This window comes from Nakamurella sp. (assembly GCF_048594475.1).
GTDB lineage: Bacteria > Actinomycetota > Actinomycetes > Mycobacteriales > Nakamurellaceae > Nakamurella.
Genome location: NZ_JBMDXT010000228.1, coordinates 1 through 15813, shown reverse-complemented (window position 1 = coordinate 15813; position 15813 = coordinate 1). Strand labels below are relative to the sequence as shown.

At 73.5% G+C, this 15813-nt stretch carries 13 protein-coding genes; 6 read left to right on the top strand and 7 right to left on the bottom strand.

Annotated elements, in window-relative coordinates:
* Positions 1 to 17: 17 nt before the first annotated feature.
* Genes ACOJUF_RS10695 through ACOJUF_RS10680 form a run of 4 tightly spaced genes read left to right on the top strand, consistent with a single transcriptional unit; the run spans position 18 to position 3024 of the window.
* Positions 18 to 1109, top strand: a complete 1092-nt coding sequence (locus tag ACOJUF_RS10695) for a Gfo/Idh/MocA family protein (protein ID WP_420121834.1) — start codon at positions 18 to 20, stop codon at positions 1107 to 1109.
* Complete coding sequence (locus ACOJUF_RS10690) at positions 1102 to 2085, top strand: PmoA family protein (RefSeq protein ID WP_420121833.1); 984 nt, start codon at positions 1102 to 1104, stop codon at positions 2083 to 2085. Before ACOJUF_RS10695 ends, ACOJUF_RS10690 begins: the two co-directional genes overlap by 8 nt.
* A 31-nt stretch (positions 2086 to 2116) precedes the next feature.
* On the top strand, positions 2117 to 2686 hold the full coding sequence (locus ACOJUF_RS10685; protein WP_420121832.1) for a TOPRIM nucleotidyl transferase/hydrolase domain-containing protein: 570 nt from the start codon (positions 2117 to 2119) through the stop codon (positions 2684 to 2686).
* A gap of 35 nt (positions 2687 to 2721) precedes the next feature.
* Positions 2722 to 3024, top strand: a complete 303-nt coding sequence (locus tag ACOJUF_RS10680) for a hypothetical protein (protein ID WP_420121831.1) — start codon at positions 2722 to 2724, stop codon at positions 3022 to 3024.
* Here the strand turns inward: ACOJUF_RS10680 and ACOJUF_RS10675 are convergent.
* The 4 genes from ACOJUF_RS10675 to ACOJUF_RS10660 form a co-directional block, all read right to left on the bottom strand.
* Entirely contained in the window at positions 3011 to 4927 is a 1917-nt protein-coding gene (locus ACOJUF_RS10675) for an acetyl/propionyl/methylcrotonyl-CoA carboxylase subunit alpha (protein WP_420121830.1), read from the bottom strand. The genes ACOJUF_RS10680 and ACOJUF_RS10675 overlap by 14 nt on opposite strands.
* Positions 4928 to 4931: 4 nt before the next feature.
* Positions 4932 to 6464: a carboxyl transferase domain-containing protein gene (locus ACOJUF_RS10670; RefSeq protein ID WP_420121829.1), complete on the bottom strand. Its 1533-nt coding sequence runs from the start codon at positions 6462 to 6464 to the stop codon at positions 4932 to 4934.
* A gap of 3 nt (positions 6465 to 6467) precedes the next feature.
* Positions 6468 to 7658 (bottom strand): acyl-CoA dehydrogenase family protein, encoded by a 1191-nt coding sequence (locus ACOJUF_RS10665; protein WP_420121828.1) that lies wholly within the window; start codon positions 7656 to 7658, stop codon positions 6468 to 6470.
* A gap of 133 nt (positions 7659 to 7791) precedes the next feature.
* A complete protein-coding gene (locus ACOJUF_RS10660; RefSeq protein WP_420121827.1) occupies positions 7792 to 8145 on the bottom strand; it encodes a cupin domain-containing protein in 354 nt (117 codons plus the stop codon).
* 254 nt (positions 8146 to 8399) lie between these two features.
* Here ACOJUF_RS10660 and ACOJUF_RS10655 point away from each other — a divergent pair, with 254 nt between their 5' ends.
* Positions 8400 to 10829 carry a PAS domain S-box protein gene (locus tag ACOJUF_RS10655; protein ID WP_420121826.1) on the top strand — a complete coding sequence of 810 codons (2430 nt, stop codon included), beginning with the start codon at positions 8400 to 8402 and terminating at the stop codon, positions 10827 to 10829.
* Here ACOJUF_RS10655 and ACOJUF_RS10650 read toward each other — a convergent pair.
* Positions 10750 to 11754, bottom strand: a complete 1005-nt coding sequence (locus ACOJUF_RS10650; RefSeq protein ID WP_420121825.1) for an Fpg/Nei family DNA glycosylase — start codon at positions 11752 to 11754, stop codon at positions 10750 to 10752. The two genes, ACOJUF_RS10655 and ACOJUF_RS10650, sit on opposite strands and share 80 nt — an antisense overlap.
* A gap of 92 nt (positions 11755 to 11846) precedes the next feature.
* On the opposite strand from ACOJUF_RS10650, the gene zwf reads away from it, so the two are divergent.
* Positions 11847 to 13343: a glucose-6-phosphate dehydrogenase gene (gene zwf / locus ACOJUF_RS10645; protein ID WP_420121824.1), complete on the top strand. Its 1497-nt coding sequence runs from the start codon at positions 11847 to 11849 to the stop codon at positions 13341 to 13343.
* Between the two features lie 27 nt (positions 13344 to 13370).
* Here zwf and katG read toward each other — a convergent pair whose 3' ends face one another.
* Complete coding sequence (katG, locus tag ACOJUF_RS10640) at positions 13371 to 15539, bottom strand: catalase/peroxidase HPI (protein ID WP_420121853.1); 2169 nt, start codon at positions 15537 to 15539, stop codon at positions 13371 to 13373.
* Positions 15540 to 15607: 68 nt separating this feature from the next.
* Positions 15608 to 15813 (bottom strand): Fur family transcriptional regulator (locus ACOJUF_RS10635; RefSeq protein ID WP_420121823.1); only part of this gene is annotated, 206 nt, incomplete at its 5' end.

Genomic DNA, 15813 nt, shown 5'->3' with positions numbered 1-15813 from the left:
GGGCCGGGCCGGCGGCGATGACGCCGACCGGCCGGCTGCGGGCGGCCGTGGTCGGCGCCGGCGGCATCGCGCAGGCCGCCCATCTGCCGGCCGCCACCGCGCATGCGGACGTGCTGAGTGTGGTCGCCGTCGTCGACGTCGACCGGGAACGGGCCCGGGCGGTGGCCCGGAACTGGCGGATCCCGGCCGTGTACACCGAGGTGGACGCGATGCTGGCGGCCGAGCGGCCGGACCTGGTGTTCGTCTGCACCCCGCCGGCCGCCCACCGGACGGCGGTGATCAGCTGCCTGGACGCGGGCGCCTGGGTGTGGTGCGAGAAACCCCCGGCCCTGTCCCTGGCCGAGTACGACGAGATGGCCGCCCACGAACGGGACGGCGGTCCCTACGTCGCCTACGTGTTCCAGCAGCGGTACGGCGCGGCGGCCCGCCGGTTGCGGAGCTGGATCGGCGACGGCACCATCGGCCCGGCCCTGGTCGGGCTGTGCCAGACCCTCTGGTACCGCCCGCCGGCCTACTTCGAGGTGCCCTGGCGGGGCCGGTGGGCGACCGAGGGCGGCGGTCCGACCATGGGGCACGGCATCCATCAGCTGGACCTGCTGCTCTGGCTGCTGGGCGACTGGACCGAGATCCGGGCGTCGATGGCGACGCTGCAGCGACCGGTGGAGACCGAGGACGTCTCCATGGCCATCGTCCGGTTCGCCGGCGGGACGATGGTCTCGGTGGTCAACAGCCTGCTGTCGCCGCGCGAGGTCAGCCACCTGCGGCTGGACTTCACGGACGCGACCGTCGAACTGACCCATCTCTACGGGTACGACAACTCCCACTGGACCTGGACCCCGGCACCGGGCCGGACGCCCGTCGCCGGCTGGCCGCCCGAGCCGGATGTGCCCAGCGGGCACGCCGCGGCGCTGGGCGATCTGCTCGCCGCGCTCCGGGCCGGCGTGCGGCCGGCGGCCGGCGGGGCCGACGGCCGCCGGGTCCTGGAGCTGATCGCCGGCCTGTACCGGTCCGCGCTGACCGACACGACGGTCCGCCCGGCCGACCTCGGGCCGGCCGATGCCTTCTACCGGTCGATGAACGGCCGGCCCCCCGGGACCGCCGGTGGCTGAGCCGTCCGGGGACGGGGCGGGCCCGGCCGTCACCATCGCCGCCGATCACCTGTCCGTCGCCGTCGGCGCGGTGGAGATCGCGCGGTACGTGTTCCGTCCGGTCGCGCCCGTCACCGAGTCGGTCAAGCCCTACGTGTTCCCGCTGCGCTCGCTGCGCGGCGCGCCGCTGAGCGCCTACCGGCCGTGGGACCACCGCTGGCACAAGGGGCTGCAGCTGACGCTGTCCCACCTGTCCGGGGAGAACTTCTGGGGCGGGCCCACCTTCGACCCGACCGTGACCGACCCGCCGCACGGGTACGTGCAGCGGGACAACAACGGCCGGCAACGGCACGAGGGCTTCGACCTGATCGCCGGCGGCGACGCGGCGCCGCCGGGTGAGGCGATCGTCCGGGAGCGGCTGACCTGGCTCACGGCCGGCGGCCGGGCGTGGCTGGCCGAGCGGCGGACGCTGCGGGTGCACGGCGTCGATCCGGCCGCCGACACCTGGGCGCTGGACGTGGCCAGCCGGTTGACGAACCTGCGCGACCGGCCGCTGGTGGTCGGCAGCCCGACGACCCTCGGCCGGCCGCGGGCCGGGTACACCGGCCTGTTCTGGCGCGGCCCCCGGGCGTGGACCGGCGGCGACGTGCTGACCCCGGCCGGGCCGGGCGACGAGGACGGGGCGATGGGCTCCACCGGCGAGTGGCTCGCGGTGGCCGGTGACCACGACGAGATCGACGGTGGCGGGACCGTTCTGATGTTCGCCGGCCGGTCGTCGGCACCGGTCCCGGTGCGCTGGTTCGTCCGGACCGGCGCGTTCCCGGCGCTCTGCCCGTCGCCGGCGTTCGACACCGCCTTCACCCTCGCCCCGGGTGCGACCTGGGCGCTGTGGCACCGGGTGGTGCTGGCCGGCCACCGGTGTGACGCGCCCGCGGCCGCCGCGCTGGCGGACCGGTACCGGCCCGGCGCCGGCGCGCCCGGGCCGGAATCGCCTTGACGCCGGACCGGTGGGGTCCCACGCTCGGCCGGTGACCTGCACCGCGCCGCCCCGGACCGTCGTCCTGGTCGAGGGCACCAGCGACCGGGTCGCGCTGGCCACCCTGGCCGCCCGGCGGGGCCGGGACCTGGCCGCCGACGGCATCCAGATCATCGACATGGGCGGGATCACCAACGTGCGGGCGTTTGCCACCCGCTACGGCCCGCTCGGGCGCGGGCTGACCCTCGCCGGGCTGTACGACGCGGCCCAGGAGCGCCAGCTGCGCCGCGGGCTGGCCGGCGCCGGGTTCGCGGACGCGACCCGGCCGGACGGGCCGGCCCGGCTCGGCTTCTACGGCTGCCAGGGCGATCTGGAGGAGGAATTGATCCGGGCGCTCGGAGTGGATCGGGTCGGTGCCGTCATCGCGGCGGCCGGCGATGGACCGTCGCTGCGCCGCCTGCTCGCCATGCCCGCGCAGCGGGGCCGGCCGCCGGAGGCCGTCCTGCGGCGGTTCTTCGGCTCCCGGGCCGGGCGCAAGGAACGGTATGCCGCGCTGCTGGTGGCCGCGCTCGACCCGGACCGGGTCCCCGCGCCCCTGACGGCCGTGCTGGACCGGGTGTGAGGCGCTGTGCGGCAACGGTCGGGCACAATCGCGGCGTGGACGCCGCCGCCGACCCCCGGATCTGGTGCTGCCTGCTGTGGGCGCACGAGGGTCGGCCCGCCGCGCTCGGCCGCTACGAGGATCGGGTGCTGGCGATCCTGGCCGACCACGGCGGACACGTCCGGCTCCGGGCGATCGGCGCGGGCGAGGGGGGCCACCCCCACGAGGTCCAGCTCATCGAGTTCGCCACCGACGAGGGACTCGACGGCTTCCTCCGCGACCCACGCCGGACCGCTCTGGCGCCGGAACGCGACCGCGTGGTCGCCCGGACCGACCTGTTCCCGGTCACCCTGCCGTGATCGGCCGTTCGCCCACGGCCCCGCCGGCCCCGTCCGCCGGACCGGCCGCCGGAACGACCTGCACCAGCGCGGCACCCAGCCCGATCCGGGTGCCGACGGCCACGGTCAGGCCGGCCACGGTCCCGGCGAACGGTGCCTTGACCGCCAGTTCCATCTTCATGGCCTCCAGCACCAGCAGCGGCTGACCCGCGTCGACGTCGTCGCCGTCGGCCACCCGCACGTCGATCACCGTGCCCGGCATCGGAGCGGTGAGCACGCCGTCACCGGCGGACGGCACGTGCTCGCCGAAGACGTCGGGCCGGGTGAACACGAACCGCTGGCCCCGATGGGCGACCTCGGTCGCCCCGGCACGGACGTCGACGAAGGCCGACACCGCCGTGCCGTCCAGTTCCAGCTCGAGCCGGCCCTGGGCGCAGGAGATCTCGCGCACCGGCCGGCCGTCCACCCGGCCAGCCGCGCGGTCCACCGTCACCGTCCGGTCCAGCTCGACGATGGTCGGCGCCGGATCCGCGCCCGAGCGCCAGCCGTCGGCGCGGAACGGGCCGTCGTCGGCCGCCGCGGCGGCCGCGGCCGCCGCCCAGGCGGCGAAGATCCGCGGCCCGTCCGGTGCCGGCTCGGGCACGGGATTCCGGTCCAGCCAGGCGGTGTCGATCGCTGCGGCCCGGAACTCGGGGCCGCCCGCCAGGGCCCGCAGGAAGCCGGTGTTGGTGGTCAGGCCCAGGATCACGGTGGCGTCCAGCGCGTCCAGCAGCCTCCGGCGCGCCGTCTCCCGGTCCGGGCCGTGCGCGATGATCTTGCCGAGCATGGGGTCGAACGAGGTCCCCACCGCCTGTCCGGATTCCAGGGCGTGGTCGACCCGGACGCCGGCCGGCCACCGGACGACCGACGCGGTGCCGGCCTGCGGCAGGAAGCCGTGGAAGGAGTCCTCGGCGTAGACCCGGGCCTCGATGGCGTGGCCGGTCGCCGTGACGTCCGCCTGGGTCAGCGCCAGCGGTTCGCCGGCGGCCACCCGAAGCTGGAGCTCGACCAGGTCCAGCCCGGTGATCGCCTCGGTGACCGGGTGCTCCACCTGCAGGCGGGTGTTCATCTCGAGGAAGTAGGCCTGACCGGAGTCGTCGTCGACGAGAAACTCGACGGTGCCGGCATTGCGGTACCCGACGTGCGCGGCCAGGGCCACCGCGCCGGACGTGACCAGGGCGCGGACCGCCGGGTCGATCGTGGGGGCGGGGGCCTCCTCCAGCACCTTCTGGTGGCGTCGCTGCGGCGAGCAGTCCCGTTCGTGCAGGTGCAGCACGGTGCCGTGGGCGTCGGCCATGATCTGGACCTCGATGTGCCGCCCCCGCTCCACGTACCGTTCGACCAGCAGGGTGTCGTCGCCGAACGCCGACCTCGCCTCGCGGCGGGCCGCGGCCATGGCCTCGTCCAAATCCTGCGCCCGGCGGACGATCCGCATGCCCTTCCCGCCGCCCCCGGCGGCCGCCTTGACCAGGACCGGGTAGCCGGCGTCCTCGCCGCGCGGCACCACCGGAACACCGGCCGCCACGGCGATCTCCCGGGCGGCGTCCTTGCGGCCCATCGCCTCGATCACCGCGGCCGGCGGTCCGACCAGGATCAGGCCGGCGTCCTCGACGGCCCGGGCGAAGGCCGCCCGCTCGGACAGGAAGCCATACCCGGGGTGGATCGCGTCCGCGCCGGCGTCCCGGGCCGCGGCCACCACCGCCTCGATGTCGAGGTAGCCGGGCACCGGGCGGGCCGCATCCGCGGCCCGGACGTGCGGGCCCGACCGGTCCGCCTCGGTGTAGATCGCGACGGTGCGCACGCCCATCCGGCGGGCGGTGCGCATGACACGCAGGGCGATCTCGCCCCGGTTGGCGATCAGCAGGGTGCGCAGGGGGGTGATCATCGGGTCACATCCGGAAGACGCCGTAGGACGGCGCCGGGGTCGGGGCGTTCGCCGCGGCGACCAGGCCCATGCCCAGCACGCGACGGGTGTCGGCCGGGTCGATGATGCCGTCGTCCCAGAGCCGCGCGGTCGAATAGTAGGGCGAACCCTGGGCCTCGTACTGGGCGCGGATCGGCGCCTTGAACGCCTCCTCCTCCGCCGGGCCGTCGAAGCCGCGCACGGTGGCCAGGACCGAGGCCGCCTGCTCGCCGCCCATCACCGAGATCCGGGCGTTGGGCCACATCCAGAGGAACCGCGGGTCGTAGGCACGGCCGCACATGCCGTAGTTCCCGGCGCCGAACGATCCCCCGATCACCACGGTGAACTTGGGGACGACGGAGCAGGCGACCGCGGTCACCAGCTTGGCGCCGTCCTTGGCGATGCCGCCGTTCTCGTAGCGGCGGCCGACCATGAAGCCGGTGATGTTCTGCAGGAACACCAGCGGGATGCCCCGCTGGTTGGCCAGCTCGATGAAATGCGCTCCCTTGAGCGAGGACTCGCTGAACAGGATGCCGTTGTTGGCGATGATGCCGACCGGGTGCCCCCAGATGTGCGCGAACCCGCACACCAGGGTCTCGCCGTACAGCTTCTTGAACTCGTGCAGCCGGCTGCCGTCCACGATCCGGCGGATCACCTCGCGGACGTCGTACGGGGTTCGGGTGTCGGTGGGCACCACGTCGCCCAAGGAACCGGGGTCCTCGTGCGGCTCCTCGACCGGCACCGTCCGGTACGCCGCGCCGGCGGGCCGTCGCTCCAGCGTGCCGACGATGCTGCGGACGACGGCCAGGGCATGCGCATCGTCCTGGGCCAGGTGGTCGGCGACGCCGGAGGTACGGGCGTGCACGTCCCCGCCGCCGAGGTCCTCGGCCGTGACCACCTCGCCGGTCGCCGCCTTCACCAGCGGCGGCCCGCCGAGGAAGATGGTGCCCTGGTTGCGCACGATGACGGTCTCGTCGGACATCGCCGGCATGTAGGCGCCACCCGCGGTGCACGACCCCATGACGCTCGCGATCTGCGGGATGCCGCGGGCCGACAGGTTCGCCTGGTTGAAGAAGATGCGGCCGAAATGCTCGCGGTCCGGGAACACCTCGTCCTGCAGCGGCAGGTCGGCGCCGCCCGAATCGACCAGATAGATGCACGGCAGGTGGTTCTCGGCCGCGACGGTCTGCGCCCGCAGGTGCTTCTTGACCGTCAGCGGGTAGTAGGTGCCGCCCTTGACGGTGGCGTCGTTGGCGACCACGACGACCTCGCGTCCGGCGACCCGGCCGATCCCCGTCACGATGCCGGCGCTGGGCACGGCCCCGTCGTACATGTCCCAGGCGGCCAGCGCCCCGAGCTCCAGGAACGGGCTGCCCGGGTCGAGCAGCCGATCGACCCGGTCCCGGACCAGGAGCTTGCCCCGGTCGGTGTGCCGGCGGCGGGCGGCCTCGCTGCCGCCCCGCCGCACGGTGGCCAGCCGATCGCGCAGCGCATCGACCAGGTCACGCATCGTTTCCATGGCTCACTCCACCGGCAGGCCCAGACCGCGGGCGATCAGCAGCCTCTGCACCTCGGACGTGCCCTCGCCGATCTCCAGGATCTTGGCGTCCCGGTAGAACCGGGCGACCGGGTACTCCTCCATGAAGCCGTAGCCACCGAAGACCTGGGTCGCGATCCGGGTCGCGGTGACGGCCGATTCGGAGCTGTAGAGCTTGGCCACGGCGGCCGCCCGCTTGAACCGGGCCGGGCTCGGCGCCCCGGGATGACCGGCGAGCATGGCGTCCTTCATCGCCGCCGCCTGGTAGGTCAGCGCCCGCGCGGCCTGCAGCATCACCTCCAGGTCGGCGATCTGGAACGCGACGCCCTGCTTGCGGCCGATCGGGCCACCCATGGTGTGCCGGTCGCCGGCGTACTGGACGCACGCCTCCAGGCAGGCCTGCAGCAGGCCGACGGCCAGGGCGGCGATGGCCACCCGGCCGTCGTCCAGGGTGTTCAGGAACTGGGCGTACCCGCGACCCCGCTCCCCCAGCAGGTTGCCGTCGGGCACCCGGCAGTCGACGAAGGTGAGCGGGTGGGTGTCCGAGATGTGCCAGCCGAGCTTGTCGTAGGCCGGTTCGACGATCAGACCCGGCGTGCCCGCGGGCACGATGAACGTGCTGATCTCCGGTCCGCCGGCGGCCGGTGAGCCGGTGCGCGCGGTCACCGTGACCAGGCTGGTGATCGACGATCCGGAGTTGGTGATGAACTGCTTCGCCCCGTTGAGCACCCAGCCGCCGTCCACCTGCTCGGCCCGGGTGCGGGTGGCCCCGGCGTCCGATCCCGCGCCCGGCTCGGTCAGGCCGAAGCCGGCCAGTGCCCGCCCGGCCACCAGGTCCGGCAGCCACCGGGCGCGCTGCTCGGCGGACCCGTAGGTCAGGATCGGGTTGATCCCCAGCCCGACGCCGGCCTCCAGGGTGACCCCCATGGACTGGTCGACCCGGCCGAGTTCCTCGATGGCCACGCACAGGGACGTGAAGTCGCCGTCCGCGCCGGCGCCGCCGTACTCCTCGGGGGCGGTCAGCCCGAACAGCCCCATCCCGCCCATCTTCTGCACGACGTCGACCGGGAAATGGTGGTCCCGGTCCCACCGGGCCACGTGGGGCGCGATCTCCTTCTCGGCAAAATCGCGGACCGCGGCGCGGAACGCCTCATGCTCTTCCGAGAGCTCGACCATGATGCTCCTTGGCTGCTGGCGCAGGCGGCCCACCGGGCCGGCGAGGTTAATGTGTATTAACCTCGCCGCGCCGAGGTTAGCAGCCGGGGCGCGCACCGTCCAGCACGCCGGCCGCTCCGGGCGACCCGCGTCCTCACCCCGCGGGCGGTTCCGTCCGCACGATGTCGATCGAGATCTCCACCACCGGAACGGATCCGCGGTTCTCGAGCCAGTGGCGGGTCTGCCGGTCCTCGGGCCACCCGACGCCGGGCCCGTACTCGGTGACGCAGCCGTCGCGGTGGTCGGTCACGGTGCCCTGCAGGATGAACACCACCCCGGGCCGGTCGCGGTGATCGTGCACGGGGCCGAACACGCCGCCGGGTTCGATCGTCACCATTCGCATTCGCAACTGCCGCCCGGCCATCCCGTCGATCTCCGGGCCCAGGTCGACCGCCGCCAGTGCCTGCACCGTCACGCCGGTGGTGGCCGGCCCCTCGTCCTCGCCCATGCCGCGCCATCCTCTCGCCCGCCTCCGGCCGACCGGTCGGTTCCGGTCCGTCCGGCCACGTCCGGCCGCTTCCGGCCGCATCCGGCCGCTGACCCGATCCTCCTCTTTCCGGCAAACGGAACGAAAGCCCCCGGCGCCGGCGTCATATCGCCGGTCCGCGGCCGTCCCGGGCACGCGCCGAGCCGCGCGCCTGGGCACAATGTGTGATCGACCCATTACTTTGCGTGGGAACAGGTGCGGAGATGGGAGTGGTGGTGCGTCAGGTACCCCAGGCGCGCGAGGTCGCGAGATCGACGTCCGAACGCCCGGATCGACCGGCCGTGGCCGGCGAGCCGGCGTTCCTGCAATCCGTCGTGGCCATGTTCGTCGTCGACCGCACCCGGACCATCGTCGCCGCCAACCGGGCCGCGCACGATCTGCTGGGTCTGGGTGAGCTGTGCGGCCAGGTCATCACCGACTTCTACCCGCCGGAGTCGGCGGCCCAGGCCCGGACGAACGCGGCCCGCCTGCGCTCCGGTGCGGTCAGCCACTACGAGCGCGAGGGCGAGATGATCTCGGCGACCGGTGACCGGCTGATCGTCCAGATCCGGGTGGATCCGTTGCCGGACGACGGCGGTGACGGTCTCCGGCTGGTGCAGATGCGCGACGTGACCGACATCCGGCGCCACGAGCAGGCCCTGGCCGCCAGCGAGCGTATGTACCGCGACGTCGTCCAGACGCTGCCCCACTGCACGGTGGTCTCGTTCGACAAGCAGTTGCGGGCCCTGGTCATCGGCGGGGACCTGTCCCGCCAGTTCGTCGACGGACCCGACGGCGCCGACGCGGTCCTCGGGCGCCCGCTGCGGGAGGTGATCCCGGAGGTCGTCCTGCTGCCGATGGAGGAGTCGATCCGGGCCGCGCTGCGCGGCCACGCCACCGACATCGACTACGCCTGCCCGTACCTGGATGCCCGCTACCGCGTCCGCGGCCGGGCGCTCACGGCACCCGACGGGCGGGTCGTCGGCGGGATGGTGCTGTCCGAGGACGTCTCGCGCGAACGGATCCGGCAGGCCCAGCTCGAGCAGACCCAGGAGCTCAGCCATGTCGGCACCTGCCGCTTCGACATCGGCGCCGGCTGGGCGTTCGACGCCAAGCTGCTGACCCTGATCGGGGCCGAGACGACCGAGGAGGGCCTGCGACTGGTCGACGAGCTGATCGTGCCGGCCGACCGGGAGCGTGTCCGGGCCGATCTCACGCGGGTCTTCACCGGCGGCGGGCGCGCCACGATGGAGTACCGGATGCAGCACGGGCGCACCGGCGAACTCCGGCACGTGCGGGCCGTCTGTGACGCGCAGGTCGACTCCGCCGGGACCCTGCTGCGGGCGGTGATCACCCACGCGGACATCACCGAGGTCGTCTACTCGCGCCGGACGGTCGAGGCCGCCCGGCTGGCCGTCGCACAGGCCCGGACCGACCTGCTGCGCCGGATCAGCGATCTGCTGGCCGGCGACCGACCGTCCCCGGCCGGGCAACGGCAGCGCATCACCGACGTGGTGATGGCCGGGATGGGCGACGGCGCGGTGCTGACGATCCGGTCGCCCGACGGGCCCGGGGTCGAGACCGACTGCGTCGCCCACGCCGATCCCGCCGCGCGGGAGCTGCTGCGGGCCGCCCTGATCCGGCCGGCCGGGGACGCCGACCCGGTGGCCCCGCCGGCGGCCGGGCCGGCCGGCCCGGCCGCCGCCCGGTGGGCCGACGCGCACCAGGTCCGGTGCACCCCGGCGGTGGAGCGGGTCGTCGCCCAGATCCTGACCGCGCCCGTGCGGCACGCCGGCGCGGTGCTCGGCGTGCTGAGTGTGGTCCGCGGGCCCGGCGCCCCGCTGTTCGTGCCTGAGGACGCGGACCTGCTGCACCTGCTGGCCGCCCGGGTCGGGGCCGCCGTCAGCGACGAGCGGGCGCGGAGCCGGGCCGAACGCCACCGGCTCGAGCACACGCTCATCGCCGACCGGCTGGTCCAGCTGGACGCCGAGCAGCGGGCGCTGATCGACCAGCTGGCCGAGGTCGAGGAGCGGGAACGGGTCCTGCTCGCCGAGGCCATCCACGACGACCCCATGCAGCTGATCATCGCGGTGGCCATGCGGCTGGAGACGCTCGGCCTGCGGTCGGGCGAACCGCCGGCCGAGTTCGAGGAGCTGATCGGCAATCTGGAGGTCGCCGTCGAACGGCTGCGCACGCTGATGGCGGCGCTGAACCCGCCCGCGCCGAGCGAGGGGCTCGGCGCCGCCCTGCGCCGGCTGGCCGACGGCATCTTCGTCGGCACCCGGACGAGCGTGCGGTGGTCCGGGGCGGATCACGTGCCCCTGGATGTCGCCCGGAAGCAGGCCGCCTACCGGATCCTGCGGGAGGCCCTGGTCAACGCCCGCAAGCACGCGTGCGCGAGCACCGTCGACCTGGCCCTGACCCACGACGACGCCGCCGTCGTCGTCACCGTCGTCGACGACGGGCGCGGCACCGACCGGCTGGACTCGACCGGCGGGCGGCTGGGCATGGTGACGATGCGGGCCCGGGCCGCGGCCGAGGGGTGCAGTCTGACCGTCTCGTCCGAGCCGGGCCGCGGGACGACCGTCAGGCTGGCCGTGCCGCTGGTTCCCCCGCCGGCGGATCGGGCGGTCCCACCGGCCCCGGATCGGCCGGCGCCGGCCTGAGCCGGGTCGGGGTCCGGCCGGCGGCGGTCCGGGCGGCGCGCGGGTCGGCCCCCTGGCGCCGGCTGGGGCGCTTGCACCGCGGGCACCAGAACAGGTTGCGCCCGCCGAACTCCCGGGTACGGATGGGGGTCCGGCAGACCAGGCACGGCTGGTCGGCCCGCCGGTAGACGTAGACCTCGCCGCCGTGCCGGTCGAGCCGCGGTGCCCGGCCCATGGCGACCGGATCGTGTTCCGGCCGGACGGTGTCGATCCGGCCGCGGACGACGGCCGCCTCCATGAGCCCGACCAGGTCGGACCAGATCGCATCCCATTCCGACCGGCGCAGCGCACGGCCGGCCATCCCGGGATCGATCCGGTGCCGGTAGAGGACCTCGGCGCGGAAGATGTTGCCCACGCCGGCGGCGACCCGCTGGTCCATCAGCAGCAGCCCGATCGGCGTCGCCGAGGACCGCACGCGCGCCCAGCCCAGGTCGGGGTCGGCGTCCGCGCGCAGCGGGTCCGGCCCGAGCCGGGCGGTGACGGCGGCCAGCTCGGCGGCGTCGATCAGCCGGCAGGCCTGGGGGCCGCGCAGATCGGCCCACCCGCGGTCGTTCTCCAGCCGCCAGCGGACCTGGCCCTGCACCGGCCGCCGCCCGGGACCGGGGTCCCCACCGGCCCCGCGACCGTCCCCGCCGGGGGCGTCGGGGCCGCCGCCGTCGGTCAACGTCAGCCGGCCGAGCAACCCCAGGTGCACGTGCACGGTCCCGTCGCCGATGTGCACGAACAGGTTCTTGCCGTACGCCTGCGCCGATCGGAACGGGTGGCCGTCGAGTTCGGCGGCCTGGTCGGCGAACCGTCCCTGCGGGCTCGTCGAGCGGACCGGGCCGCCGGCGAACCGGTCGGACAGGCCGGCCGCCAGGCGGTGGGTCACGTGGCCTTCGGGCATCCTGGCAGTCTGCCAGTGCAGGCTGCCCGGCCGGGAGTCCGCCGACCGGTCCCGCGACCGCCCGCCGCGGGCCGGGTGGGATCATCGTCGCCATGGCCCACCCTGATGCGCAGACCATCGCCTACCCGGCTCCCGGGTCGCGGCCGTACCGCCGGGACGCCGAGCAGCTTCCCCCGTTCGTCGTGGTGCTCTTCGGCGCCACCGGCGACCTGGCCCGGCGCAAGCTGCTGCCCGGGCTGACCCACCTGTCGCTGTCCGCGCTGACTCCCGACATCCAGGTGGTGGCAACGTCTCTGGAGGACATGGACACCGACCAGTTCCGGGAGTTCGCCCGGCAGGCCGTGGCCGAGTTCAGCAGCCGGCCCAAGGACATCGCCAACTGGGACACCTTCGCCGAGCGCCTGCGGTACGTCCCGCAAAGTGCCGGGCCGGAGGCGCTGGCCCGGGCCGTCGCCGAGGCCGAGGCCGCCCTGGGCCCGGACGTCTGCCGCCTGCACTACCTGAGCGTGCCGCCCAAGGCGGCGCTGGCCGTGGTCAAGATGCTGGACGACGCCAAGCTGGTGGAACACGCCAGGGTGGTGATGGAGAAACCGTTCGGGACCGATCTGGACAGCGCCGTCCGGCTGAACCAGCAGGTGCACGAGGTGTTCGACGAGAGCCAGATCTTCCGCATCGACCACTTCCTGGGCAAGGAGGCGGCGCAGAACATCCTCGCGTTCCGCTTCGCCAACGGGCTGTTCGAGCCGATCTGGAACCGCAACTTCATCGACCACATCCAGATCGACGTGCCGGAGACCCTCGGACTGGACAGGCGGGCCGGGTTCTACGAATCCACCGGGGCGTTCAAGGACATGGTGGTGACGCACCTGTTCCAGGTGATGGCGTTCGTGGCGATCGAGCCGCCCACCGCCCTGGAGCCGCGGGCGATCAGCGAGGAGAAGAACAAGGTCTTCCGTTCGATGCTGCCGATCGATCCGGCGCATGTGGTTCGCGGGCAGTACAACGGCTACCGGCAGGAGGAGGGCGTGTCGCCCGACTCGGAGACCGAGACGTTCATCGCCCTCAAGTGCGGCATCGACAACTGGCGGTGGGCGGGCGTGCCGTTCTACCTGCGCACCGGCAAGCGTCTGGCGGAGGGGCAGCGGATCATCTCGATCGCGTTCCGGGAGGCACCCAAGAGCATGTTCCCACCCGGGTCGGGCGTGGGGCTGCAGGGTCCGGACCACCTGACGTTCGACCTGGCCGACGAGACGAAGGTGTCCCTGTCGTTCTACGGCAAGCGACCCGGCCCCGGCATGAAGATGGACAAGCTGAGCATGCAGTTCTCCGCGCACGACACCGACCGGGCCGCCGACGTGCTGGAGGCCTACGAACGGTTGATCCTGGACGCGATGCGCAGCGACCACACGCTGTTCACGACCGCGGAGGGCATCGAGAGCCTCTGGGAGCGGTCGACTCCGCTGCTGGACAACCCGCCGCCGGTCAAGCCCTACGCGCCGGGGTCGTGGGGGCCGAACGCGATCCACCAGCTGATCGCGCCCCATGCGTGGCGGCTGCCGTTCGAGCGGGCCTGGCGCGAGTCCCGCTGACCCCCGACGACGGGCGGCCGAGCCGGCTCAGCGCAGGTCGAAGCGGTCCAGATCCATGACCTTCGTCCACGCCGCGACGAAGTCCGTGACGAACTTGGCCGTGGCGTCGTCGGCGGCGTACACCTCGGCCACCGCCCGCAGCTCGGAGTTGGAGCCGAACACCAGGTCGGCCCGGGTGCCGGTCCACCGGCCGTCGCCGGAGACGAACGTGGTCGAGGTGTCGTCGGCCGGCTTCCACTCGGTGTCGTAGTCGAGCAGGTTGACGAAGAAGTCGTTGGTCAGCACGCCCGGCCGGTCGGTCAGCACACCCAGCGCCGATCCGTCCCAGTTGGCCCCGAGCACCCGCAGACCGCCGACGAGCACGGTCATCTCGGGCGCGGACAGGGTGAGCAGGTTGGCCTTGTCGACCAGCAGGTACTCGGCCGGCAGGCGATTGCCCTTGCCGTAGTAGTTCCGGAAGCCGTCGGCGACCGGCTCCAGGTAGCCGAAGGAGGCGACGTCCGTCTGCTCGGCGGAGGCGTCGACCCGGCCGACCGTGACCGGCACCGTGACGTCCACACCGCCGGCGGCGGCGGCCTTCTCGACGGCGGCCGCGCCGGCGATGACGATCAGGTCGGCCAGCGGCACCGGCTTGCCGTAGCCGTCGGCGATCCCCTGCAGGGTCCGCAGCACGATCGCGAGCTGGTCGGGATTGTTGACCTCCCAGCCGCTCTGGGGCTCCAGGCGGATGCGCGCCCCGTTCACGCCACCGCGCTTGTCGCTCCCCCGGAACGACGAGGCGGCCGCCCAGGCGGTCGAGACGAGCTGGCCGACGGTCAGGTCGGAGGCCAGCACCGCGGCCTTGAGCGCGGCCACGTCCTCGGGCTGCAGCGGCTCACCCTCGGCGGCGGGCAGCGGATCCTGCCAGAGCAGGTCCTCGGCCGGCACCTCCGGCCCGAGATAGCGCACCTTGGGCCCCATGTCGCGGTGGGTGAGCTTGAACCAGGCCCGCGCGAAGGCATCCGCGAACGCGTCCGGATCGGCCAGGAACCGGCGCGAGATCTGCTCGTAGACCGGATCGACGCGCAGCGCCAGATCCGAGGTCAGCATCCGGGGTTCGCGCTTCCCGTCGCCGAAGGCCTCGGGCACCATGTCGGCGCCGCCGCCGTTGACCGGCTTCCACTGGTGGGCACCGGCCGGCGACTCGGTCAGCTCCCACTCGTAGCCGAACAGGATGTGGAAGAACTCGTTGTCCCACCGGGTCGGGTGGTAGGTCCAGGTGACCTCGAGCCCGGAGGTGATCGCGTCGGCGCCCACGCCGGTGCCGTGGCTGCTCTTCCAGCCCAGGCCCATCTGCTCGATGGGCGCGCCCTCCGGCTCGGCGGCCACCGCGTCCGCCGGCCCGGCGCCGTGCGTCTTGCCGAAGGTGTGGCCGCCGGCGATGAGCGCGACGGTCTCCTCGTCGTTCATGGCCATCCGGCCGAAGGTCTCGCGGATGTCGCGGGCCGAGGCCAGCGGGTCCGGGGTGCCGTTCGGGCCCTCGGGGTTGACGTAGATCAGACCCATCTGGACCGCGGCCAGCGGTCCCTGCAGCTCGCGGTCACCGGTGTACCGCTCGTCGCCGAGCCAGGTGGTCTCCGGGCCCCAGTAGACGTCGTTGTCCGGCTCCCAGACGTCCTCGCGACCGCCGGCGAAGCCGAACGTCTCGAAGCCCATGGTCTCCAGGGCGACGTTGCCGGTCAGGATCATCAGGTCGGCCCAGCTGATCTGCTTGCCGTACTTCTTCTTGACCGGCCACAGCAGCCGGCGCGCCTTGTCCAGGCTCACGTTGTCGGGCCAGGAGTTCAGCGGCGCGAACCGCTGCTGTCCGGCCCCGGCCCCGCCGCGGCCGTCATGCACCCGGTAGGTCCCGGCGCTGTGCCAGGCCATCCGGACCATCAGCGGGCCGTAATTGCCCCAGTCGGCGGGCCACCACGGCTTGGACTCGGTCAGCAGCGCGGCGATGTCGTTCTTGACCGCGGCCAGGTCCAGGGACCCGAATGCGGCCCGGTAATCGAAATCGTCGTCCATCGGGTTCGCCACCCGCGGGTTCTTGGCCAGGATCTTCAGGTTCAGACTTTCCGGCCACCACTCGCGATTCGGATCGCCGGCCGTGGGATACGGCAGTGCGTCATGCACCACCGGGCACTTTCCGGCGGCCTGGTCGGGCTCGTTCATGTCACTGAGCACGGCATCGTCGGGGCGGGAGTCGGACACGCTGACGTCCTTTCGTGGTTGGGGCGAAATCAGGATTCGGCAGAAACAGAAGAAACGGTCGCGCAGGACGGGCACCGGCCCCAATAGACGACCTCGGCCTCGTCGACGACGAAGCCCTGACGGTCCACCGGGGTCAGGCACGGGGCGTGCCCGGTGGCGCAGTCGACGTCGACGATGACCCCGCAGGAACGGCAGACGAGGTGATGATGGTTGTCCCCGGTACGGGCCTCGTACC